Source organism: Tenacibaculum geojense, assembly GCF_042676005.1.
Taxonomy (GTDB): Bacteria; Bacteroidota; Bacteroidia; order Flavobacteriales; family Flavobacteriaceae; genus Polaribacter; species Polaribacter geojense.
Genome location: NZ_JBHTJR010000047.1, coordinates 103689 through 126464, shown reverse-complemented (window position 1 = coordinate 126464; position 22776 = coordinate 103689). Strand labels below are relative to the sequence as shown.

At 29.4% G+C, this 22776-nt stretch carries 21 protein-coding genes and 1 tRNA gene; 12 read left to right on the top strand and 10 right to left on the bottom strand.

Going from position 1 to position 22776, the window contains the following annotated elements; all coding sequences use genetic code 11:
• Positions 1–66 precede the first annotated feature (66 nt).
• The 5 genes from ACFQ1U_RS09830 (at position 67) to ACFQ1U_RS09810 (ending at position 3524) form a co-directional block, all read left to right on the top strand.
• Positions 67–1386, top strand: coding sequence for a glycoside hydrolase family 71/99-like protein (locus ACFQ1U_RS09830; protein WP_386107822.1), 1320 nt, complete (start codon positions 67–69; stop codon positions 1384–1386).
• A gap of 121 nt (positions 1387–1507) precedes the next feature.
• A complete protein-coding gene (locus ACFQ1U_RS09825; RefSeq protein ID WP_386107820.1) occupies positions 1508–1699 on the top strand; it encodes a cold-shock protein in 192 nt (63 codons plus the stop codon).
• A 174-nt stretch (positions 1700–1873) separates the two neighbouring features.
• Positions 1874–2374, top strand: coding sequence for a 30S ribosomal protein S16 (locus ACFQ1U_RS09820; protein ID WP_386107818.1), 501 nt, complete (start codon positions 1874–1876; stop codon positions 2372–2374).
• A gap of 14 nt (positions 2375–2388) precedes the next feature.
• On the top strand, positions 2389–2916 hold the full coding sequence (gene rimM / locus ACFQ1U_RS09815; protein ID WP_386107816.1) for a ribosome maturation factor RimM: 528 nt from the start codon (positions 2389–2391) through the stop codon (positions 2914–2916).
• 17 nt (positions 2917–2933) lie between these two features.
• Positions 2934–3524 carry a PhnA domain-containing protein gene (locus tag ACFQ1U_RS09810; RefSeq protein WP_386107814.1) on the top strand — a complete coding sequence of 197 codons (591 nt, stop codon included), beginning with the start codon at positions 2934–2936 and terminating at the stop codon, positions 3522–3524.
• Positions 3525–3552: 28 nt separating this feature from the next.
• Here the strand turns inward: ACFQ1U_RS09810 and ACFQ1U_RS09805 are convergent, their stop codons facing one another.
• Positions 3553–4608, bottom strand: a complete 1056-nt coding sequence (locus ACFQ1U_RS09805) for a nucleoid-associated protein (protein WP_386107812.1) — start codon at positions 4606–4608, stop codon at positions 3553–3555.
• 57 nt (positions 4609–4665) lie between these two features.
• On the opposite strand from ACFQ1U_RS09805, the gene ACFQ1U_RS09800 reads away from it, so the two are divergent.
• Positions 4666–5193, top strand: a complete 528-nt coding sequence (locus ACFQ1U_RS09800; protein WP_386107810.1) for a hypothetical protein — start codon at positions 4666–4668, stop codon at positions 5191–5193.
• Here the strand turns inward: ACFQ1U_RS09800 and ACFQ1U_RS09795 are convergent, their stop codons facing one another.
• Positions 5194–5793 (bottom strand): ribonuclease HII, encoded by a 600-nt coding sequence (locus ACFQ1U_RS09795; protein WP_386107807.1) that lies wholly within the window; start codon positions 5791–5793, stop codon positions 5194–5196.
• A gap of 70 nt (positions 5794–5863) precedes the next feature.
• Between ACFQ1U_RS09795 and ACFQ1U_RS09790 the strand changes: the two genes are divergently transcribed.
• Entirely contained in the window at positions 5864–7825 is a 1962-nt protein-coding gene (locus ACFQ1U_RS09790; RefSeq protein WP_386107804.1) for a putative porin, read from the top strand.
• A 27-nt stretch (positions 7826–7852) separates the two neighbouring features.
• Here ACFQ1U_RS09790 and nhaC read toward each other — a convergent pair whose 3' ends face one another.
• Together nhaC and ACFQ1U_RS09780 are read right to left on the bottom strand one after the other, a co-directional pair.
• On the bottom strand, positions 7853–9337 hold the full coding sequence (gene nhaC, locus ACFQ1U_RS09785; RefSeq protein WP_386107801.1) for a Na+/H+ antiporter NhaC: 1485 nt from the start codon (positions 9335–9337) through the stop codon (positions 7853–7855).
• 104 nt (positions 9338–9441) lie between these two features.
• The gene (locus ACFQ1U_RS09780) at positions 9442–10656 is read right to left on the bottom strand and encodes an aminotransferase class I/II-fold pyridoxal phosphate-dependent enzyme (RefSeq protein WP_386107798.1); all 1215 of its coding nucleotides are present in this window, start codon (positions 10654–10656) and stop codon (positions 9442–9444) included.
• A 152-nt stretch (positions 10657–10808) separates the two neighbouring features.
• Between ACFQ1U_RS09780 and ACFQ1U_RS09775 the strand changes: the two genes are divergently transcribed.
• On the top strand, positions 10809–11270 hold the full coding sequence (locus ACFQ1U_RS09775) for an Lrp/AsnC family transcriptional regulator (protein WP_386107795.1): 462 nt from the start codon (positions 10809–10811) through the stop codon (positions 11268–11270).
• Positions 11271–11295: 25 nt separating this feature from the next.
• Here the strand turns inward: ACFQ1U_RS09775 and ACFQ1U_RS09770 are convergent, their stop codons facing one another.
• From ACFQ1U_RS09770 to ACFQ1U_RS09750, 5 genes are all read right to left on the bottom strand, one after another.
• Positions 11296–13254: a DUF3857 domain-containing protein gene (locus ACFQ1U_RS09770; protein WP_386107793.1), complete on the bottom strand. Its 1959-nt coding sequence runs from the start codon at positions 13252–13254 to the stop codon at positions 11296–11298.
• On the bottom strand, positions 13251–15236 hold the full coding sequence (locus ACFQ1U_RS09765) for a DUF3858 domain-containing protein (RefSeq protein WP_386107791.1): 1986 nt from the start codon (positions 15234–15236) through the stop codon (positions 13251–13253). The genes ACFQ1U_RS09770 and ACFQ1U_RS09765 overlap by 4 nt, the downstream gene beginning before the upstream one ends.
• Positions 15199–17109 carry a DUF3857 domain-containing transglutaminase family protein gene (locus ACFQ1U_RS09760; RefSeq protein WP_386107789.1) on the bottom strand — a complete coding sequence of 637 codons (1911 nt, stop codon included), beginning with the start codon at positions 17107–17109 and terminating at the stop codon, positions 15199–15201. The genes ACFQ1U_RS09765 and ACFQ1U_RS09760 overlap by 38 nt, the downstream gene beginning before the upstream one ends.
• Positions 17110–17294: 185 nt before the next feature.
• Positions 17295–18704, bottom strand: coding sequence for a M56 family metallopeptidase (locus tag ACFQ1U_RS09755; RefSeq protein ID WP_386107787.1), 1410 nt, complete (start codon positions 18702–18704; stop codon positions 17295–17297).
• On the bottom strand, positions 18701–19072 hold the full coding sequence (locus ACFQ1U_RS09750; protein ID WP_386107785.1) for a BlaI/MecI/CopY family transcriptional regulator: 372 nt from the start codon (positions 19070–19072) through the stop codon (positions 18701–18703). The genes ACFQ1U_RS09755 and ACFQ1U_RS09750 overlap by 4 nt, the downstream gene beginning before the upstream one ends.
• A 117-nt stretch (positions 19073–19189) precedes the next feature.
• Between ACFQ1U_RS09750 and ACFQ1U_RS09745 the strand changes: the two genes are divergently transcribed.
• Both ACFQ1U_RS09745 and ACFQ1U_RS09740 read left to right on the top strand, forming a co-directional pair.
• The gene (locus tag ACFQ1U_RS09745) at positions 19190–19753 is read left to right on the top strand and encodes a hypothetical protein (RefSeq protein WP_386107783.1); all 564 of its coding nucleotides are present in this window, start codon (positions 19190–19192) and stop codon (positions 19751–19753) included.
• A gap of 1 nt (position 19754) precedes the next feature.
• A complete protein-coding gene (locus ACFQ1U_RS09740) occupies positions 19755–20405 on the top strand; it encodes a DUF2490 domain-containing protein (protein ID WP_386107781.1) in 651 nt (216 codons plus the stop codon).
• Between the two features lie 28 nt (positions 20406–20433).
• On the opposite strand, the gene ACFQ1U_RS09735 is transcribed toward ACFQ1U_RS09740, so the two are convergent.
• The gene (locus ACFQ1U_RS09735) at positions 20434–21822 is read right to left on the bottom strand and encodes a dipeptidase (RefSeq protein ID WP_386107779.1); all 1389 of its coding nucleotides are present in this window, start codon (positions 21820–21822) and stop codon (positions 20434–20436) included.
• Between the two features lie 174 nt (positions 21823–21996).
• On the opposite strand from ACFQ1U_RS09735, the gene ACFQ1U_RS09730 reads away from it, so the two are divergent.
• Together ACFQ1U_RS09730 and ACFQ1U_RS09725 are read left to right on the top strand one after the other, a co-directional pair.
• Positions 21997–22491: a hypothetical protein gene (locus ACFQ1U_RS09730; RefSeq protein ID WP_386107778.1), complete on the top strand. Its 495-nt coding sequence runs from the start codon at positions 21997–21999 to the stop codon at positions 22489–22491.
• Between the two features lie 92 nt (positions 22492–22583).
• Positions 22584–22665 (top strand) — tRNA-Leu (locus tag ACFQ1U_RS09725).
• Positions 22666–22776: the final 111 nt, after the last annotated feature.

Below are 22776 nucleotides of genomic sequence, written 5' to 3'. Positions count from 1 at the left end.
GAAAATCTATTCAGTTTTTTAAGTTATTAAATAGTTTTGATATAGTAATCAAACAATCCCCTTATTATGAAAAATAATTACCTTACCTACATAGCACTAGCTTTTTTATTTATAAGTTGTTCTGAAGAAAGAGTTTTTGATTCGGCTATTGACCAGGAAATAAACATGGAAGAATTAGAACTTTTTTATCAAGATATTTTAAATGAACCTTCACAAAAAGAATCTTTTCAAAATGTAAAGAGAAACCCTAAGAAATTATACGTACACTACATGCCATGGTTTCATAGTAAAGAAGTTGATGGATATTGGGGACAACATTGGACAATGACTAATAAAAACCCAGACAATATAGATGTTAGCGGAAAAAGAGAAATAGCTTCACATTACTATCCTAAAATTGGACCGTATTCTTCTAACGATACTGATTTGCAAAAATATCATTTGTTATTAATGAAGTTGTCTGGTATAGACGGTGTGATTTTTGACTGGTATGGAAGTAGAGATATACATGATTATAAGTCTATTAAAGATAACACAGAGTCATTTATTGAAGAAATAGAGGAAGTTGGTCTAGAGTTTGCCATTATGTATGAAGACAGAGTAGCTGAATACGCCTCTGATGAAAATAATGAAGTTCAACAAAGAGTGGTTTCTGGTATAGACGCTGTAACATTAGATATGCAGTACATACAATCTACTTATTTTACAAGTGATAATTATATCAGATTAAATGGTAGAGAAATGTTATTTACGTTTGGTCCTCATTTTATTACTAATCCTTCTGACTGGGAAAGTGTATTTACCAATAGTGATATGAAACCTGATGTTTACACATTATGGAAAGCAAGTGATAGAGTTGGAAAATGTGCAGGAGGAGAATTTAGTTGGATAGACAAAGGTCATACAGAAACTTTAAGAGGATATTATGATTATGTAAGAGAAAATAATATTACCGCTGTTGGTGGAGCTTACGGAGGCTTTAATCATTATTATACTGAAGGAGGGTGGAGTGACTCTACTTATAATAATTGGACTATTCCACACAATCATACCGATACTTTTAAAGAAACATTACGTATGATGGATAATGAACCAGTAGCTTTTATTCAACTGTTAACATGGAATGATTTTGGAGAAGGTACGATGTTAGAACCAACTGAAGAGTTTGGTTTTGATTACCTGAAAGAAATTCAAACGTATTCTGGAAGTGTATTTAAAGAGCATCATTTAGAGTTACCATACAGATTATATCAGTTAAAAAAGAAATACGGAAACAATAAAAGACTAAATAGAATATTAGACGGATTGTATAAGTTTATCTTTACTTTAGAATTAAAAAAGGCAAGAAGACTACTAAAAAAAATACGAAAGTATTACCCTCTGTAAACTAACATTTTGTTTAGTAGAGTTTTAAGTTTACGTTAAGAGTTTAAAAAAACTTGAAAAAGAGGTTTTTATAAAATAATAAGCCGTACATTGCACACTTTAAATTTAATATTTTTTTACAATGAAAAATGGAACGGTAAAGTTCTTTAATGATTCCAAAGGTTTTGGTTTCATAACAGAAGCAGATTCAAACACAGATCATTTTGTACACATCTCAGGTTTAATTGATGAAGTAAGAGAGGGAGATACAGTAGAATTTGAATTAAAAGAAGGAAGAAAAGGATTAAACGCAGTAAACGTTAGAGTGATTTAATATATAAAGCACCATTTGACTTTTTAAGCATCTGTTTATCAGGTGCTTTTTTTAGTTTAAATTATGTTTTTTATAGTAAAATCTCATAAAAATATTATACATTTGCGCCCACTTACCACGAGATGGTAAAAATTAATTAATAATCAAGGTCGAGAACCTTAAAATTTAACAAGTATGCCTGTAAGAATTAGATTACAAAGACACGGTAAAAAAGGAAAACCTTTCTATTGGGTAGTAGCTGCTGACTCAAGAGCTAAAAGAGACGGTCGTTTTTTAGAAAAAATCGGTACGTACAACCCTAACACTAACCCAGCAACTATTGATTTAGATGTAGACTCAGCTGTAAAATGGTTACAAAATGGTGCTCAGCCATCTGACACTGCAAGAGCTATTTTATCATACAAAGGAGCTTTATTAAAGAATCATTTAGCAGGAGGTGTAAGAAAAGGAGCCTTAACTGAAGAGCAAGCAGAAGCTAAATTCAATGCTTGGTTAGAAGAGAAATCAGCAAAAGTAGCTGGTAAAGAAGAAGGTTTAGCAAAAGCAGAAGCAGACGCTAAAGCAAAAGCATTAGAAGCAGAAAAAGCTGTTAATGAAGCTCGTATTGCTGCAAAAGCTCCAGTAGTAGATAGCGAAGATGCTGCTACTGAAGAAGGTGGAGATAGCGAAGAGTAAAATTTGAAGCGAGGATGCAAAAGAAAGATTGTTTTTATCTTGGCAAAATCGTTAAAAAACACAGTTTTAAAGGCGAAGTAGTTATCAAATTAGATACTGATGAGCCTGAACTTTACAGAAATATGGAATCAGTTTTTGTCGATATCGGCAATAATCTGGTTCCATTTTTTATTGAAAAGTCATCATTAAGTAAAAGTACAATGCTACGTGTTAAGTTTGAAGATGTTGACACTGAAGCAGATGCTGAAGCGATTATGAAATCGGGTATTTACCTACCATTAGATTTACTTCCAAAGCTTTCTGGAGATAAGTTTTATTATCATGATGTAATTGGTTTTGTTGTAAAAGATGCTAATTACGGAGAGGTTGGTATAATTAAAAATATTAATGATACAGCCGCTCAACCACTTTTTGAAATTGATCGTGAAGGAACTGAAATATTTATTCCTATGATTGACGATTTTATTGATAAAATTGATAGAGAAAATAAAGTTGTTGAAGTAACAACACCAGAAGGTTTAATATCGCTATACTTAAGCTAGCATAGCTAACAATTAATATGAGTTTATTAACTGAATTGCAAGAAAGAAGTAATAACCAATGTGAGTTATGTACTTCAAAAAAAGATGTAACTATTTATGAGGTTCCTCCAATTTCTACAGGAGGTGTTGATGGCAGTTTGTTGGTTTGTGAAACATGTTTTTCTCAAATAACAAATCCAGATACTATGGATGCTAATCATTGGCGATGCTTAAATGATAGTATGTGGAGTGAGTTTAGAGCCGTAAAAGTTACAGTATGGCGCCTACTTCATAAGTTAAAAAAAGAAGGTTGGCCTCAAGGTTTGTTAGATATGATGTACTTAGATGATGAAGAACTGCGTTTTGCGGAAGCCACAGGAGATCACTTAGATGAGAGTGAAAAAATTATTCACAAGGATAGTAACGGAATAACATTACAAGCTGGTGATAATGTTGTTTTGATTAAAGATTTAAAAGTAAAAGGATCTAGCATGGTTGCCAAACAAGGTACAGCTGTTAGAAGAATTTCTTTAGATCCAGAAAATGCCAAATACATAGAAGGTAAAGTTGATGGACAAACTATTGTTATAATTACGGACTATGTTAAGAAAATGGCAGATAAAGAATAAAAAAAAGCAGCCTAAAAGCTGCTTTTTTTTATTTTTCTGCGTTGTAATACACTTTATAATATTTCATCTTTTTGTCTTCATCATAACCTCGTTCTAGGTATTCAGATGAGGCGTCTGGAGCATCTACGTCAATTTTAATTTGAATATTAGTATCTAGCTTAATCTCTGTTTTAAACTTACTTTTTTCTTTCTTTAAAACTACGTCAGATACCTCAAAGTTATTTCTAATTAAAACATCATTTAGTTTTTCAAAATGCTTCTTGTAGTCTTCAAATAAATCTTTGTGTTTATCCTCTTCAAAAATTTCATCTTTAAAAGTATGGTAATCTACACTTTCATGCTCTTTAAAATAATCAACTGTATTTGCTAAAAAGTTACTTTGTTCATGTTTTCCAAATTCAGGTTTAATTACTTCTTCAGAAAAATCTTTACACATCTCTAAATAGTTTTGTGTATGTAAGTTTCTGTCATCGGCATACTTTACACTCAAAAAGTTTTTTATCCAGTATTGAGCGTCGTAATTATTATTGTCTACAGATAAAACAACAGTACCTTCTGTGTCAGATGAGTTTAAAATTAAGCAACCTTTATCTAATCTTTTTGTTGAGATACCTTTTTGGACTACAACATCAAAACTGTCATCATCTAAATAAGTTTGAAAAAAATCTACTTTACTTTCAATTTTAAAAACACCAACAGCTTCTGTTAAAACATCTTTATATTCAATCCCTTCAAAATAAGCAACAATAACGTCACCTGTTTTTATGTTAGCTGAGTTTGATTGCTCGTATAAATGATTTACAATATTTTTAGAGTTTTCTATAAAAACCTCGTTACTATCATCTTCAAAAATATCAGAAGTATATTTATTGATTTCATTAAGCCTTACATCTGCATGATGACTAAATCGATAGCTTTGGGTAACACTTCCAAAAGGTTTTAATAAAAACGGAAGTAGTAATTCGTAACTTTCTTCATCAAAGCGAACTAAACTTTCTGATAATGCATTGCTACCGCTATTATATTTATTGGCAACTTTATGAATAATACATTTATTTATTTCTGTACGAGTTCTTTTAATCATTTTCTAAAAAATTGAAGCACAAAAATAACTAATTTAGTGTCTTTAAAAATAGGTAAGATGAAATTATTAGGAATAGGCTCAAGAATTAATCATGTAGATTACGGATTTGGTGTTGTAACTAACGTAGATAGTAAACATTATTGGGTGGTTTTTCAAGAAAAAGGATTAGAAACAATTACAATTAACTCAGATTTTGAGGTAATTGAAAGTGTAGATCAAGAAGTAGATACTGTAAGTTTTTATGAAGTAGAGAGTACCTTAAGAAACATACTGAAACAATGGAGTGATGTTTCTGAAGTTGTACCAATTGCTGATAAATTTAAAGGTGGAAAGTTAATAATTGAACCTGCAGATACTAGTTTGGCATCTAAAGAAATACCTATTGATACTTTTTTTCATAAAATTGTAATGGTTAGAGACAGAATTAGAGTGATGGAGCAAAAGATTAATGCAAGTAAAACTCTTGATGATCAAGATAAAATTGATTTACAGCAATATATAACTCGTATTTACGGAAGTTTAACAACATTTAATGTGTTGTTTAAATTGAAATCGGACAATTTTGTAGGTACAAAAACTAAATAATTACAAAGGTAGTTTTAACTGTTCGGGCAACAGTTTAAAAGATTTTCTATGATATTTACTAGCACCGATTTGTCTAATAGCATTTCGGTGTTCTTTTGTAGGATATCCTTTGTTTTTCTTCCAGTTGTATTCAGGGAATTCTTCATGAATTTTTTCCATAAATTCATCTCTGTAAGTTTTAGCTAGTACTGAAGCAGCAGCAATACTCATGTATTTAGCATCTCCTTTAACAATGGTTTGATGGGGAATATTTTTGTAGGGTTTAAATTTATTACCATCAACAATAATAAATTCTGGGATAGTTGAAAGTTTACCAATTGAACGTTGCATACCAGTAATTGAAGCCTGAAGTACGTTTAGTTCATCAACTTCATCATTATGAATAAATGAGACATGATACGCTAAAGCATTTTCTTCTATAAAAGGTCTAAGTAATTGTCTTTTTTTTTCTGATAATTGCTTAGAGTCATTTAAAAATTCATGCTTAAAATTTTTAGGTAAAATAACAGCAGCAGCAACTACAGGACCTGCTAAACAACCTCTTCCAGCTTCATCTGTTCCGGCTTCTAATATGTGACCGCTATAGTTTAATTGTAACATGCAACAAATTAACAGTTTTCCAAGTTATTATTCACATAAATTATAATTTTAATATACTACTTTTGCTCTTATGAAGAATTTTTTTGGATTATTATTTTTTTTAACAATTCCTGTAATAGGATTTTCACAGATAAAAACATTAGACAGAAGTTTTAAAAGCGGTGGTTTTTCTAATAAAAGGAATGACTCTTTACCTAGTGGAGAAATAAATGTAACCTTAAGTGGAAAAACTAAATATACAGACTATAAAATTATTAGCTTTAAAAAAGATACTAGTTACGTAGATACTACTTTAACCCTGCAAAAACATTATAAATTTAACTTTAGAAGAAAAGATAATTTTGGTTTATTACCATTTCATAATCAAGGACAAACTTTTACTAGTCTAACGTATGATTTTTCAGAAAGTAGTCAATTTCCAGATATAGGGTTTAGAGGTAAGCATTTTAATTTTATGCGAACTGAAGATATCAACTATTATCAAGTTCCTACACCTACAACTGAAATTTTGTATAGAACAGGGATGGAGCAAGGACAAGTTTTAGATGCACTTTTTACGGTTAATTTTAATAAAAGATTAAATGCAAGTATTGCTTACAGGGGTTTACGTTCTTTAGGTCAGTATAGGCGTTCTTTGGCAAGTACAGGAAATTTTAGCACAACTGTTAGTTATACTACACCCAAAAACCAATATAGTATAAGAACGCATATTGCAACTCAAGACTTTTTTAATGAAGAAAGCGGAGGGTTAACAACGGTTGCTTTGGATAATTTTTCAAATGGAGATCCTAATTTTGATGATAGAGCTCGTTTGGATGTGAATTTAAGTGATGCTGAAAATAATTTAGAAACTTTTAGAATGTATGTAGATCATAATTTTCAATTGTTTTCAAGTAAAGATTCTACCAACCAAAAAAACTTCAGTAACCTTAAATTAGGTCATGAGTTAACCATAGAAAATAAAGATTATAATTTTACTGAAAGTTCATTAAATAATGATTTTTTTGGAGATGCTTATACCACAACTGGTAACACAAATGAAACCACTAAATATTCGTTAACCAATAACCAAGCTTACTTAGAGTTCAATTCAAAATATATTTTGGGTAGATTTAAAGCAAAGGCAAATTATACCAATGTAAGTTATGGTTATGATGAACTTATCAATTTATCATCAGGAATAGATAATATTAAATTACAAGGAAATGCTATAGGTATTGGAGCAGAATGGAAAGGTGCAATTGGTAACTTTGCTGTAAATGCAGATGCTATGGTAACTCCAGGAAGTGGCCATTTAGCAGGTAATCATTTATACGGTGAAGCATTGTATAAAAAAGATAGTGTGTTTACTTTAAAAGGAAGATTACAACTAAGTTCAAAAGCACCAGATTTTACCTATCAACTCTTTCAAAGTAGGTATAATGCTTATAACTGGAATAATAATTTTGAAAATATTGGGACTCGTAATCTTGGATTTGATTTTAATTCAAAATGGGGTAATGCTTCTTTAGACTTCACCAATATTGATGATTTTGTGTATTTTAATGAAGATGCACAACCAGTACAGTATAATAATGGTGTTACTTACTTAAAAGTAAAAGTTCAAAAAGAGTTTAAGTTTTTTAAAAATTTTGCTTTTGATAATAGCATACTGTATCAAAATGTATCAAGCGGAAGTGAGGTTTTTAGAGTGCCAGAATTAGTGTCTAGAAATACATTGTATTACACAGGTGAATGGTTTAGAGGAAAGCCTTTAATGGTTCAAATAGGAGGAACTCTTAATTATTTTTCAAAATATAAAATGAATGCTTACGATCCTTTATTAGCAGGTTTTAAACTTCAAAATAATAGAGAAATTGGATATCCTTCAATTGATTTGTTTTTTAATGCGAGGGTTAGAAGAACTAGAATCTTTTTTAAGATAGATAATGTAACTTCTAATTTTACTTCAAATTTTTATTATTCTGCACCTAATTACCCTTACAGAGATATGGTTATACGTTTCGGTGTAGTATGGAATTGGTTTATATAAAAAAAAGCACCTAACAGGTGCTTTTTTTTATTTGGAAGCTAATTCTTTAATTTTTATTCTGAAAGCTGCAAAAAGTAACGTCATAAATGGACTTAACCAATTAAACACAGCAAATGCAGCATACTCTAAAACAGGAACTCCTAAAACTCCAGAATGATAGGCTCCACAAGTATTCCATGGAACTAATACAGAAGTTACAGTTCCACTATCTTCTAGAGTTCTACTTAAGTTTTCAGGAGCTAATCCTTTATCTCTATAAGCTTGAGCATACATTTTTCCAGGAACAACTAATGCTAAATATTGATCAGAAGCCGTGAAATTTAAACCAATACAAGTAGCTACTGTACTAGCAAATAATCCAAAAACACTATCAAATAAGTTTAACATAAACCTACTAATTCTAGCTAAAGCCCCAATAGCATCCATTATACCACCAAAAACCATAGCACATAAAATAAGCCAAATGGTACCAAGCATTTTTGCCATTCCTCCAGCGGTAAATAAATCTTTTAAAACTTCATTATCTGTAGGGACAGAAGTTTCAACAGTAATAGCTGTTAAAATTCCTTTATAAGCAGCATTAAAGTTTAATTTTTCTACATTGGCTATCTGAGCTACAACATGAGGTTGAAAGATTAAAGCAAACACACCTCCTAAAATTGTACCTGCTAAAAGAGCAATTAATGGTGGTGTTTTTTTAACAATTAAAAAAATTACTATTACAGGTACTAAAAATAACCAAGGAGTAATGTTAAATGCTTTTTTAATATCTGTAAGCATCACTTGAGTATCAGCATCTCCTGTTGCATTTTGAGTAAAACCTAAAATTACAAATACTAAAATACAAATAACAAAAGTTGGTATAGTAGTATATGCCATGTATTTAATATGTGTAAATAAATCGGTACCAGCCATTGCAGGAGCCAAGTTGGTAGTATCTGACATAGGAGACATTTTATCGCCAAAATATGCTCCAGATAAAACAGCACCAGCAGTCATTCCTAAAGAAATACCCAAAGCTTCTCCAATACCAATAAGTGCAATACCAACAGTGGCAGCTGTGGTCCATGAGCTTCCTGTAGCTATAGAAATTACTGCACAAATAATTAAACAGGCTACCAAGAAAATAGTAGGGTTTAAAATTTGTAAGCCATAATATATCATTGATGGAATTATTCCGCTGATTAGCCAAGTACCGGCAAGGGCACCAACCATTAATAATATTAAAATAGCGCTTGCTGTTGATTTAATATTTTCAGCAACTTCATCCATCATTAAGTTAAAACTGATTTTATTTCTAAAACCAACAAGAGCTGCTACGGCTCCACCTAGTAATAAAATAAATTGATTACTTCCGCTTAGTGCATCATCACCAAAAACAAAAACATTATAAGCTAGCATACCAATTAAAGCAAAAACGGGTATTAATGCTTCCCATATGCTTAGTTCTTTATTTTCAATAATTTTTTGATCTCCTATTTTAATCTCAGAAGTATTGTTGTTTTCTTGCATTAGTAGTGTTTTAGCGAGTGTAATGTTACGATTTTGTTAATAAATACACAAGTTTAAAAACTAAGGTAATGTTGAGTTACTTGTGTATTTACTTTTCATATAATTTATACCGAAACTTTTTGTAAAACACCAATTTGCTGCATACACTTTTTCATTTGTAAATAAGTGCGTTCAATATCATTATCTAAACCAATTGAAAAACGTATTAATCCGTCTGAAAGTCCCATTTCTTTTTGTTCTTCTTCAGGAATTTCTGATGAGGTTGAAGAGCCTGGTGCGGAGAATAATGTTTTATAAAAACCTAAACTTACTGCTAAATAGCCTAAATTATTTGACTGCATTAGTTCCATTAATTCATTTGCTTTTTCTAATGATCCAACATCAATAGTTAGCATACCACCAAATCCATATTCAGGATTCATCATGTCAGCAAAAATTTCATGAGAAGTATGTGTGTTTAAACCAGGATACACTGTTTTTAATCCATCATTTCTAAACATTTCTGCTAAGTATAAAGCATTTCTACTGTGTTGTTTTATTCTTATATGTAATGTTCTTAAGTTTTTTAAAATAGAGGCTGCTCTATAGCTATCCATGGTAGCACCTAGTAACATACAAGCGCCATCATTTACATTTCTTAATTGATCAATAAATTGTTGGCTAGCACAAATAACACCACCAACTGTATCTGAAGAACCGTTTATAAATTTAGTTAGGCTATGTATGACAATATCTGCACCAAGTTGAGCTGGAGAAATAGATAATGGAGAAAAAGTATTGTCAACCACTAATTTTAATCCATATTTTTTAGCTAAAACAGCTAATGCTTTAATGTTAGCAACCTCTAATAAAGGGTTACTAACAGTTTCGCAATATAAAATTTTAGTGTTTTTAGTAATTGCAGCTTCTACAGCTTCCAGTTTTGTAATGTCAACAAAAGATGTTGAGATATTTAACCTAGGAGTAAAGTTTTTAAGATATGCATAAGTTCCGCCATAAATAGTTCGGCTAGCTACTATATGATCATTGGCTTGACATAATTGTAATATTACCGGGGTGATAGCTCCCATTCCTGAAGCGGTTACGTGTGCTGCTTCAGTGCCTTCCATTTGGGCTAAAGCCTCACCTAAATATAAGTTAGAAGGTGATGAGTGTCGAGAATACAAATAACAACCATCTGCGTTACCTTCAAAGGTGTCGAACATTGTTTTTGCAGATAAAAAAGTGTACGTAGAAGAATCGGAAATAGATGGGTTTACGCCACCAAATTCTCCAAAATATTGTAAATCTTGAATTTTGTTTGCAGGTTTAAAAGCCATAATTGTTTGTTTAGTTTCTTCAAATTAAAATATTTATAGATTAAAAATCAATTATATTCAATTAATATGGTTTTAAATTCTGTTTTTGATAAAATATTAGAAAATTTTATAAGATATTTGTTTTGATAAATTTATAAATCAGTTTTTTTTTCATGTTAAAGTTAGATGCTACCGACAAAAAATTAATTTATCTTCTACAAAAAGATAGCAAGCAAACAACAAAACAATTATCTCTACAGTTAGATTTGTCTGTGACAGCAGTTTATGAGCGAATAAAGAAACTTGAAAAAGAAGATGTTATAAAGAAGTATGTTGCATTAATTGACAGAAAAAAGATTGATAAGTCATTCTTAGCTTTTTGCCATGTAAAGTTGATTCAACATTCTAGAGAATATTTATCTGTTTTTGAAAAAGAAATTCTAAAGTTAGAAGAAGTATCAGAATGTTTCCATTTAGCGGGAGATTACGATTATTTATTAAAAGTGTATGTGAGAGATATGGAGGAATATAGAGAGTTTATGGTGAATAAATTAACCACAATTAAATACATAGGAAGTACTCAAAGCTCTTTTACTATAAGTGAGGTAAAAAATACAACAGAAGTTAAAGTATAAAAAAAAGCGCCCATTTGGGCGCTTTTTATGATTTTATAAATACTATTTTTTCTGATTGTTTTTTAACAAGTTGCGAATAAAACTCTTTAACAAATTCATAATAATTGGCTCCAATCATATTTTGTTTAAAAGTTGTTTGTGACATTAACTTAAGTTTCTTTCCGTCGTTAACCATGATGTATTTAAATGTTCCAATATTATCAGGTAATCCAATAGCAATTTCTTGAGGGAAACTCTCTACATTATAACCTTTTGGTATTTCAATTGAAATAGAATATTTGTCTTCCCAAGGAACAACAAAGTCTATAGGAAATGACCTTTCTTTACTTTTAAACGGGTTTTCATTAAGAGCTAAAAATAACAATGGGTTAATGTAAAGTTTCCCATTAATTTCTTCAACAAAATCCTCACTAGTAAATTTAAAACTTTGCGTAATACCTTTTGATAAATCTAACTTATTATGAATATTATATTCATCAATTTCTATATTGTACTTATCTTCTAATTCTGTTATTATTTCTTCATCTTTCTTGTGATTATTACTTTTTCTATGAAACATAGCTAAATGACCTGATAGTGATTTTCGAATCATCCCTTCTACTGTTCCTTCCTCATTAATAGTAATATTCATGAAGTTAGTGTCTTTAGCAACTGTTGAGGGTGCTAGTTTAACGTCTCTAATTTTACCACCTTCTAAAACCTCTTTACCGTACCAGTTAAGAGCTCTGTACGGAAGCAAATTAGGAAAGCTATATGACTCAGTAGCATCTAATAATATATATTGTCCATTGGCAAGATTAACTTTAGTAATAACGTAATTGAAACCTTTTAGAGTGGGAAAAACTGGTATTCCATTGTTTTTCGAACTGACTAAAACAGGATTTGCATCAATATTAGCTGAGCGTAACATTGATGTAAGTATTAAATTTATTTCGGCAACGTTTCCAACTCCATCTTTATATGCTTTTCTAACACCTTTATCGGTGTATTTACCATAATATTCATTCCAGTTCAGCTTTGATTTAACATGTGTGAAAACTCTAGCAATAGTTTCAATTTCAGATGAGCTATTAGAAATAATATTATTTAGGTCTTCTTTGTAATATGAACTTTTATGTAATTCAACACCAAACGCAGAAGATTTATAGATAGTTTTACAAACGTCCTCCCAGTCTAATGCGTAGTTTTTAAACATAGAATTTGGAAATTGAGTACTAGATAACTCGTAGGACACACCTCCTCTGTAATTGTTAATATTACCAACATAAGGCTCATTAGGATTAATTGCTTTTATATCTTCGGTTTCAAATTTATCAACAGTTGTGGTAAATGTGATTGTTGATCCAGGAGTTAACGCAGATGATTTTTTACTAACTGCTACAGGTATTGAAAAGAACCCTTTTGCTCTTTTATTAAAAACTATATATTCTGGTGTTTCAACTTGGTAGTCTAATCTTTTAACAGGAATACTGTATTGGAAGTTTAAATCCTCTATAGTCCAGAAAGGACTGGTTAGCGTATATTTTACATCTATTACACTTCCAATTTTTACTGCAGGAAAAGTAATTTTCTTTTCTTTTCGAAATTTACTTATTCGGTCTTCAAAAATATTTTTTTTAGATAATTTTTCTTTTTCAATTTTACCGTCTTCTATATTAAAAGTATAGCCTTTTAAAGAATTTATAGACTCTCTATCGCCAGATTCAGGAAAATAATAATTTATTTTTTTTGTAGCGTAATCCAGTCCTTCTTTAGTATATATTTTTATACGTTCATGATATTCTGATACTACTAAAAAACCACTTGTGTTATTGTATGTAAAATATGTTCTTCTTTTTTTTAATAAATAAGAAGCACTTGCAGATGAATCTTTATCATAAAAAGTTTCTTGTAATTCTTTTTTGCTGACCTTTCCAAATTTTATTTCCTGACTTATAAGTGTTTGGCTTATAATAATGCAAAGAATTAATATTGTTTTTTTCATAGCTTTATTTTTTGAAGTTCGATAATTTGATTTTGTGAATTTATTATGTTTTTGAAAAACTCTTTTAGGTAGTGGTAACCATGGCTGCTAAAAACTTTTTGATTTATGCTTAGTTTATAAATAACAGTAATTGAGTTTTCAGATTTATTAACGTTTACCACGTATTTTCCAGTTTTTTCAGGTAGACTTATACCTTTATTTTGAGGAGTTTTAACAACATGGTAACCACTTGGGATATTTAAAGTGAACATATAAGTTGTGTTTCTTGGATATCCAAAGTCTACAGCATAATTCCTTTCTTTAAGTTTAAAAGGATTTTTTGAAACTCTATTGTAAAAAAAAGGGTTGATTTTAAGGAAGTTATCGTTATCATCATTACTTACAGTAAAGGTATATTCTTCAATTAATTGTTTTTCATTGTTATCCAAATTAGAAATCATTACATCTTCAGCTTCTATCATTGGATGTTCAGATTCTATAATGTCTAAAATTTCATCTTTAGTTTTAGCGTATAATTTTTCTCTCTTATTTTTAGCAAAATATCCTTTACTTGTATTTTTAATTTTACCAGATATTTGAAGATCATCATTTACTAAAAATTGAATATTGGTTCTTGAGTTAGTTTTATATCTTGAAGAAACTTCTTCCCAATAACTTCCATTTTTAAAGTCTAAAACTCGTGCTTCACCATTTAAACAGCGCATAGGAACTTCACCAAAGGGTAGAAATTTATCAGTAGCATCTAAAAAATAATTTTTATTATCTATTACAGCTTTAACTATAACATAATTAAAATCTTTAATTATAGGATAAAGCTTAGTTGGGTGGCCATTATCTCTAGTAGATAATACTACTAAATAACTTTCAATACCTACAGCTTGTAACGAGTTGTATAAAGCAAGGTTAATAGCGTCTACACTTCCCTTTTTTTCATCATAAGAACGTTTAACTTTTAATTTATCGGATGTCCAATATTTGTTATTCCAGTTAAACCTATTTTGTATATGGTAGTACGTTTGTTTTGCTTGTTCTAGTTTGTTATTTATATTGAATAGCTCTTGTGGTAATTTTTTTTTGAAATAATTTTTTTTAGAAGTCTGCCCGTCTAAAAAACTGTTTTTTAGCTCTTTTTCAGCGTGCTTCCATGATTTAATATAATGGTTTTGTGTGCCATCTAATTTAGTGTAAGTAACTAAGTCAAATGTAAGTCTTGATAAATAGTTTTTAGGGCTTAACATATAATCTTCTTCCTTAAAAGCAGGAATATCATTCATTTCGTAAGTTACATTGATACAGGTTCCATTTCCAATTCCAGGAATATATAAACATCCTTTTTGGAGTTTAGAATCACTGAAATCTAATTTTTTGAAACCTATAATTCTAGTGTTATATTTCCAGTTTCCTAAGATAGAAAAGGTGTATCTACTTTTTATTGAAGGTATATCTGTTTGGAAATACCAATCATCTAGTATTGAATAAGGCGATATAACACTATATTTAAACTCAAAAACAGAACCTTCTTTTACATTTGGAAGCGTAAATGTTACTGTTTTCCATTTTCCACTAGTTTTCTTCTCAAATATCTTATCATCAATTAGATAAGTTTTATTAATCGTGCTGTTTTCGAGATTATAAGTAATTGCTTCTACATTAATTACTTTTTCATCTTTGTATAGTTTTACGTTAATTGTTGCTCGGTGTAAATCAGATTTGTTAAGTATTTTGATTTTTTTATAATAATCAGTTCTAAATTTAAAATCTTTTTCTTCATCAATGTAAGTATTTCCATGATCTAATAAAACGAGTGCGGTAGCAGCAGAGTCTTTTGGATACACTTCCATTAATAACTCTTCTTTTGAAACGTTACCTAGTTGTGTTGATTTTTCTCTTTGAGCGTTTACTACACAAACATTAAAAGCTATAAATACAGCTATGGTTAATTTTTTAAATAGATTTAGAGAGCGCAATTCTGCTATTTTCATATTTAGATATTTTTTTCAAGAAGTTTCTATAAGCTTTATAATCTGTTTTAAGATATTCACCAGCTTTTAATAAAAAGTGTTTTTTGTATAGTAACGTATTAGCATCAATTTTTTCTACAGAAATAATATATTCCCCAAATTTAGAAGTAATACTTTTAGGGGTAGGTAAAGAGTTGATGGTATATTCATTTGGTATTTTAATTGTATATTCATCTTTATCTAAAAAACCTCCAGATACTCTAAAATCATGTTTTTTATTCCTATATCTTTTAGGTATGTAAGAGAATTTGTTAAATATATTTAAACGTAAAAGCATTTCACTATCTGTAATTGTTGCGTATTCACTAATATTAACAGCTATTTTCTCTGTTAAAACAACTTTCTCTTTATCATTATTTATTGAAATGTTTTTAGGCTCTAAATTATTGTTGTAATCCCAAACATTAGATTTGTAATGTTTAATTAATTCTTCTTCAGAGTATGAGGTAGTATATTTTTTTTGGTCATATTGAGTTCCTCTAGATTCTCTTTCAAAATCAGCAGTAATAGAACCTTTACTATTAACAGTTACGTTTGCTTTAGTAGTTTGTATGTTTGTTTTGTTTAAATAGCTAGGAGTTTTTTTTATAATTCCTCCATTAGGTGTAACAACCAATACGTTTCTATCATGTGTAAAATCACCTAAAAATCCAAAAGGTATAGTTTGACTAGTACATTCTAACCAAATATCATTTCCATTATTAGGTATGTTTAAAATGGCATGATTTCCTTGCATTGATGTAAAATTCTCATCAATATCTCGTTTTGTATCAGCATAAACAATGGTGTAATATGATGTAACACCAACTGCTTTTAATAAAGCATGTGTATAATTGGTTAAGCCTTTACAATCTCCATATCCTAATTTGTGAACTTCATTGGCTGGAGTTGGTGTCCAACCGCCAATACCAATTTGAACGCTGATGTATCTTGTTCTATCCTGAACATATTGATAAATAATTCGCGCCTTTTCTTCATCATTTTTAGCATTTTTCACCAATGAATTTACTTCGGCAACTACGGTTGGATCTAATTGATTTTTTCCATTCAGTAATTTTTCATTCATCCATAAACCAAATTCTTTCCAGTTTTTTGCTGATCCAGAAACCCCTTTTAAACTAAAATTGTTTAATGCTACTTTTACAGCAGGTAATATTTTAAAATAAGGAAGAGAAACAGACTCTTGTTTCAATGCTTTTTGATTTTTTAAAATATATTTTATTTGCTGATCATTGGTTTGATTTTCAATTGTGTAGTTGTTGAAATTAACCTCTTTTTTTCTGTAAGGTATTTGTTGAGGATTATTTATAATGAATGCGCTTTTTTGTACAGATTGTTCATATTGTCTTACAGGGGTCCATTCCGGAATAAAAACAGTTGTGTTGTTTTCTGTATCGCTTTCAAATTCTACAGTATAAGGATAAGCTGTTGGTGTATATTCTACGTATTTTAATTTAGCATCTGTGTAAATTGAAACTCCATCAACAGCACTAACATCAGTAAATTTATTTTCATTAAATTTTTCGATCTGTTTGCCATTTTGATCATAAATTTTAATACTTAGTTTTTTAATTTTAGTGTCGTTATTGTAGTGTTGATACATTAGAGCATCATTTTTCCCAGATTCATTTAAAACAGTAACGGCTAATTTTTTGTGAACAGAGAGCTTTCTACTAGAAATAATGTTTATCTCTAATAGGTGATTTCTAACAATACTATTAGCATTAATTTTTAAACTATCAGGAATTGAAGCGAAGTTGTAATCTATTTCTTGAGCAAAACTTAAAGAGTACACTAAAGAAATAAAAAACAATAACAGGTAATGTTTTTTCATGCAATTTAATTTTTACAATATTACTAAAAAGTTTCTAAAGTAAAATTCATTAAAAAAGCCTCATAATTGAGGCTTTTACTATTTTAATATGAAATTATATGTAAAAATTATGTCTGTTTTTTATCAATTACATTACAATTTTTGGTGTTTCTGATGATTTTAAACTTTAATTATTTGTTCTTTCTTTAGTTTTTTGGTGGAGGAGGAGGTATGATAGGTGTTTTTTTATTATTAGCATAATAACTGTTAGTAAAAAGAAAGTACTGATATTCTTGTGGATTTTTTTTACTTCTAGCATTTTTATGAACAAAACTTCCAAAATATGAAAAGAAATCTGAATTACTATATGTATTTAGAGTACTATTGCTAACCTTTTTGTCGTCTATCCAGATTGCATATTTATCACTGTTCTTTAATTCATTTAATAATGATTTTGATGGTGTTTTTCTTGATAGTTTCTTACTAATAGGTGGTGGCGGTGGAAGTTCAGAGATTTCTTTTTTGGTAAGTTTTGACATTTTTTTTACGATAGTAGCGTCATTTTCGTCAGTATATGAAACATAAGATTTCTTAGGATCTTTTTTGTCTCTGTAAACCATTATTTTTTTAGGTTTAGCTAATGTGTCATATTCCATTTTTAACTTGTTAACTTTCTTAAGTTTATCTTTAATGTCTTTAGTAGTGCTGATATCATTCGTTGTGTTTTCATTTTGTTTTAATGAAGAATCAATAATTACAGGGTTTGCTATAATTCTTTCTGCAAAAACAAAAATTAACGTTGCTATTAATGGTAAAACAGCTGTTTTTTTAAGCCATAACCATTGTTGTTTGCTTTTTTTGTGCATCATAATAAATCTTTTTTTGGTTAATAAATAATTAAAATTACTGGCCAAGTAATGTTTTTGTGAACTACTAATAGATTCTAATAGTAAATGTTGATATTTAGTAGTGTTTTTATAAGTTGAGATAACGCAATTATCTGCTAAAAATTCATGATTTAGTTTTATAGCTTTTTTTAGAAAGTAAATTATTGGGTTTATCCAAAAAAATACTTGAATCGCTTCTATAATTATAATGTCTATGCTATGTTTTTGGGTTGCATGAGCAATTTCATGTGTGATAAGTTCTTTTGGTATTTTACAGTTATTGTATTGACATTTATTCACAAAAACATAATGTAAAAAAGTAAATGGAAGTATGTTTTCTTCTATTAAAACTAAGTAAATGTTGTTTTCTTTTATTTTTTGACTACAACTGGCTTTTTTCAGAATTGAAAGTAAGTTTTTTACAAACCTTACTGCTAAAATTAAACTTATTAGTGCATAAGAAGTGTAAAGAACAATTAGCCAATCAAAATTGTTATTTTGAGCTTCATTTACTGTTGTAAAGTTAATATATAGTTGTTCTTGGTTATTAATAGCTGTATTTATTGGTTGTACAGTTATAGTGAAAAGAGGAATTATAACAGCGAATAGAATACTAGCTAGCAAGTAAAATCTATTAAATTGATGCATTTTTTCTTTTTCAAGAAACACATAATAGAATAAAACCAAAATGCTTAAACATAATCCAGATTTAATTAAATAGCTCATCATTTTTGTTGTTTCTTTATTTTAGAATCTATAATCTTTTTTAATTCTTCTAACTCATTAAGAGATAAATCTGTTTCTTCTGTAAAAAATGAAGCAAACTGGGTTGCAGAATTGTTAAAGAAGTTTTTAATCAGTCCATTAACATGTTTAGAGAAATAATCTGATTTTTTAACTAACGGATAGTATTCTCTTGATTTTCCATATAACTTATAATCCACAAATTTTTTATCAATCATTCGCTTTAACAAAGTTGCTACTGTAGTATTTGCAGGTTTAGGTTCCGGAAAATCTTCTAATATATCTTTCATAAATGCTTTTTTTCGCTTCCATAAATATTGCATTACTTGTTCTTCTGATTTTGATAATTGCATTTGTTCTACAAGATTAGATTATTCTCTACAAATGTAGAATAAAGTTTTAATTCTACAAGTGTAGAAGTGCTTTTTTTGCTGTTTTTTTATTTATTTTCGTGTTAAAATAATTTAACTATGAAGTATATAGCAGCTTTTTGTTTCTTTTTTGTGTTAATGAACCCTATGTTTTCTCAAGTAAAATTTGAGAAGGAGTACCGTTTAAAAGAAAATGAAGTATCTAAAAAAGCAGTTGCTTACACATCGATGTTTGGTTTCAAAAAAGATGTTAAATGGTATGGAGAAGAAAGTCAAGACGGGAAATCAATAGAAGCTAAAGGGAAAGTTAACAAGCATACATATAGTGTAGAATTTACGACAGATGGTAATTTAATTGATATTGAGAAGAGAATTGCTTTTAAGGAGTTGGATAAAAATGAACAAATTTTAATAAATAACCTTCTTTGTACTTCTTTTAATAAGTTTTCTATTAAAAAAGTTCAATTACAGTTTACAGATATTGATAAAAATGATATCAATAAATTAACTGCCGGATTAATAACAAACTATAATTATGAAATAGTCGTAAAAGGAAAAAAGAAAAGTACCTATCATCTTTATGAGTTTTTAATTAGTAAAAAAGGGAAAATTTTAAAAGAGCTTAAGTTTTCTCCAGTTAACACAGATAATCTAGAGTTTTAACATGAAAAGAGTGCTCTTGATTTTTATTTTATTATCGGTTAAATTTTATGCACAAACCAATTCGGAATTGGGATGGTTACCAAAAATTACTGTTTCATTGCCCGTAAGTAATAGTATCAAATGGGTAAACAGTGTTGAGGTTAGAGAAGTAGTATGTGATGAAACTATTAAGTTTAGTCATAGTTTGTTAGATATTACCTCAATTATTTCAGTAAAAACAAACCTTCAACAATCATTAAACTTTGGCTACGTTCATCGATTTGAAAAAGGAGAATCTATACATAGATTTTTACAACAATATAATTTTATAACCAATATAAATACATTAAAAGTAGCTCATAGATTAGGTTTTGAACAGCATATTCCAACTAAGGAAAATTCTTTTTTTAGATTGAGATATAGATTTGCATTACAGAAAGCACTTAATGGAGAAAGAACAGACGTTAACGAAATGTACTTTAAGTTAGGAAATGAATATGTATATAATTTTAATAAAGAAAGTATTGAATTACGATTATCACCTTATTTAGGTTATAAACTTAGTCCTAAAGATAAGTTAGAATTAGGTATTGAATACAGAGGTGGTAATATAATTGATGTTTATGACAAGCATAGGTGGTGGATAAGGACTAGTTGGTATATATCGATATAAAAAAACCGCTCTATGAGCGGTTTTTTATTTATTTAGATAATTCAGTAAAATATTCATAGAAGTAAGGAATGGTTTCTATTCCTTTTAAATAATTCCAAATTCCAAAATGTTCATTTGGTGAGTGTATAGCATCACTATCTAGCCCAAAGCCCATTAATATGGTTTTGCTTTCCAATTCTTTTTCGAATAAAGAAACAATAGGAATACTTCCTCCACTTCTTTGCGGTATTGGTTTTTTTCCAAAAGTTTGTTCATAAGCTTTACTAGCAGCTTGGTAACCAATATTATTTATTGGAGTTACATACCCTTGGCCACCATGATGAGGTTTTACTTCAACTTTTACACCTGCTGGAGCAATACTTTCAAAATGTTTTTTAAATAATTGAGTAATTTCTTCCCATTCTTGGTTTGGTACCAATCGCATAGAAATTTTAGCATACGCTTTAGAGGCGATGACTGTTTTAGCACCTTCACCAGTGTAGCCACCCCAAATTCCATTAACATCTAAAGTAGGCCTGATTGAGTTACGTTCATTGGTTGTATAACCAGCTTCACCATAAACATCATCAATATCTAACGCATTTTTATATTTTTCTAAAGAAAAAGGAGCTTTAGCCATTTCCGCTCTTTCTTCAGTAGATAATTCTTCAACCTTATCATAAAATCCAGGAATTGTTATATGATTGTTTTCGTCATGTAATGAAGCAATCATTTTAGTTAACACATTAATAGGATTAGCAACAGCACCTCCGTATAAACCAGAGTGTAAATCTCTATTAGGGCCAGTTACTTCAACTTCAACATAACTTAATCCACGTAAACCAGTTGTTATAGAAGGAATATCATTAGCAATCATTCCGGTATCAGAAATTAAAATAACATCGTTTGCTAATTTTTCTTTATTTCTAGGTACAAACCAAGCTAAACTTTCAGATCCTACTTCTTCTTCTCCCTCAATCATAAACTTTACATTACATGGAAGTTTATCATTTTTGGTCATGTACTCTAAGGCTTTTACATGCATATACATTTGTCCTTTATCATCACAGGCTCCACGAGCAAAAATTGCTCCTTCAGGATGTAATTGAGTTTCTTTAATTACAGGGTCGAAAGGTGGAGAATCCCATAAATTTATAGGATCAGCAGGTTGAACATCATAATGTCCATACACTAATACTGTAGGTAAATTAGAATCTATAATTTTTTCACCATAAACAATAGGATATCCTGGTGTTTCACAAAGTTCAACACTATCACAGCCAGCATCTTTAAGAGCTTTCATTACAGCATCTGCAGTATTTAAAACATCTTGAGAGAAAGCGGTATCTGCACTAACAGAAGGTATTTTAAGTAATTCAATAAGTTCGTTGATAAATCTATTTTTATTATCAGAAATATAAGATTGTATGTCTTGCATATTTAAAGTCTGTAAAATTGTAAGTTATGCGAATTTAACCTTTTTTTTAAAAATATAATTTTCCTCATGTCAATCATAAGTTTAAAATTTTATATGCTATTTTTTAATTGGCACGAATTTTGGAATTTTAACAGTAGTCTAATTAATTGAATATTAATATTAAAAGCTAAAACTATGAAAAAAATTATTTATTTACTAGGTAGTGTTTTGCTGTTGTCTTGTACTAACAATGAAGAAACAATTACAACTGGAATTCAACCAGAACAATTAACTCACTTACATAACAATGATGCAAAGAGTTGGAAAATTACTCACTATTATTCTGATTATGGTAATCAAATACTTGATAACGATTATACAACTTGTATGAAAGACGATGTGTATATATTTAAAGTAAATGAGAGATTAGGAGAAGTGCTTTTTGGAGATAATAGTTGTTACGCAAATTATTCAGATGTAGATGGTGAAACTGCTGTAGTAAATTATACTTATTTTTCTGAAGAGGGTAAGTTATATCTTGATTTTGGAAGAGGTGCTTATTCTAATGAGAATAATGTTCAAACTGCTTGGTTGGTAGTTTTATCATGTGATTATTTAAGTGAGGATAAAATGATTTTCACTAATGGGGTTGAAAATGATGGAGTTGGAGTTGTATTTGAAAAGTTATAATAATAGATAGTTTAAAACATATTCAAAAATAATTAAGAACTTCTTTGTAGTTACCAACTATTCATTATATTTGCACACCAAATTATTTTACTGCGGGTGTGGTGGAATTGGTAGACACGCTAGACTTAGGATCTAGTGCCGCAAGGCGTGGGGGTTCGACTCCCTTCACCCGTACAAGTTTAAAACGCTTTAGATTTTTTCTAAAGCGTTTTTTTGTTTTAGTAATTCAATTTTTGAATAAAATTACCAACATTAATAAGTTACTCTAAATATGAAAGATCGAAG

Excerpts from the sequence above, each read along its gene's own strand:
- ACFQ1U_RS09830 (WP_386107822.1), top strand. The coding sequence starts at position 67 with ATGAAAAATAATTACCTTACCTACATAGCACTAGCTTTTTTATTTATA.
- ACFQ1U_RS09825 (WP_386107820.1), top strand. The coding sequence starts at position 1,508 with ATGAAAAATGGAACGGTAAAGTTCTTTAATGATTCCAAAGGTTTTGGT.
- ACFQ1U_RS09820 (WP_386107818.1), top strand. The coding sequence starts at position 1,874 with ATGCCTGTAAGAATTAGATTACAAAGACACGGTAAAAAAGGAAAACCT.
- rimM (WP_386107816.1), top strand. The coding sequence starts at position 2,389 with ATGCAAAAGAAAGATTGTTTTTATCTTGGCAAAATCGTTAAAAAACAC.
- ACFQ1U_RS09810 (WP_386107814.1), top strand. The coding sequence starts at position 2,934 with ATGAGTTTATTAACTGAATTGCAAGAAAGAAGTAATAACCAATGTGAG.
- ACFQ1U_RS09805 (WP_386107812.1), bottom strand. The coding sequence starts at position 4,608 with ATGATTAAAAGAACTCGTACAGAAATAAATAAATGTATTATTCATAAA.
- ACFQ1U_RS09800 (WP_386107810.1), top strand. The coding sequence starts at position 4,666 with ATGAAATTATTAGGAATAGGCTCAAGAATTAATCATGTAGATTACGGA.
- ACFQ1U_RS09795 (WP_386107807.1), bottom strand. The coding sequence starts at position 5,793 with ATGTTACAATTAAACTATAGCGGTCACATATTAGAAGCCGGAACAGAT.
- ACFQ1U_RS09790 (WP_386107804.1), top strand. The coding sequence starts at position 5,864 with ATGAAGAATTTTTTTGGATTATTATTTTTTTTAACAATTCCTGTAATA.
- nhaC (WP_386107801.1), bottom strand. The coding sequence starts at position 9,337 with ATGCAAGAAAACAACAATACTTCTGAGATTAAAATAGGAGATCAAAAA.
- ACFQ1U_RS09780 (WP_386107798.1), bottom strand. The coding sequence starts at position 10,656 with ATGGCTTTTAAACCTGCAAACAAAATTCAAGATTTACAATATTTTGGA.
- ACFQ1U_RS09775 (WP_386107795.1), top strand. The coding sequence starts at position 10,809 with ATGTTAAAGTTAGATGCTACCGACAAAAAATTAATTTATCTTCTACAA.
- ACFQ1U_RS09770 (WP_386107793.1), bottom strand. The coding sequence starts at position 13,254 with ATGAAAAAAACAATATTAATTCTTTGCATTATTATAAGCCAAACACTT.
- ACFQ1U_RS09765 (WP_386107791.1), bottom strand. The coding sequence starts at position 15,236 with ATGAAAATAGCAGAATTGCGCTCTCTAAATCTATTTAAAAAATTAACC.
- ACFQ1U_RS09760 (WP_386107789.1), bottom strand. The coding sequence starts at position 17,109 with ATGAAAAAACATTACCTGTTATTGTTTTTTATTTCTTTAGTGTACTCT.
- ACFQ1U_RS09755 (WP_386107787.1), bottom strand. The coding sequence starts at position 18,704 with ATGATGAGCTATTTAATTAAATCTGGATTATGTTTAAGCATTTTGGTT.
- ACFQ1U_RS09750 (WP_386107785.1), bottom strand. The coding sequence starts at position 19,072 with ATGCAATTATCAAAATCAGAAGAACAAGTAATGCAATATTTATGGAAG.
- ACFQ1U_RS09745 (WP_386107783.1), top strand. The coding sequence starts at position 19,190 with ATGAAGTATATAGCAGCTTTTTGTTTCTTTTTTGTGTTAATGAACCCT.
- ACFQ1U_RS09740 (WP_386107781.1), top strand. The coding sequence starts at position 19,755 with ATGAAAAGAGTGCTCTTGATTTTTATTTTATTATCGGTTAAATTTTAT.
- ACFQ1U_RS09735 (WP_386107779.1), bottom strand. The coding sequence starts at position 21,822 with ATGCAAGACATACAATCTTATATTTCTGATAATAAAAATAGATTTATC.
- ACFQ1U_RS09730 (WP_386107778.1), top strand. The coding sequence starts at position 21,997 with ATGAAAAAAATTATTTATTTACTAGGTAGTGTTTTGCTGTTGTCTTGT.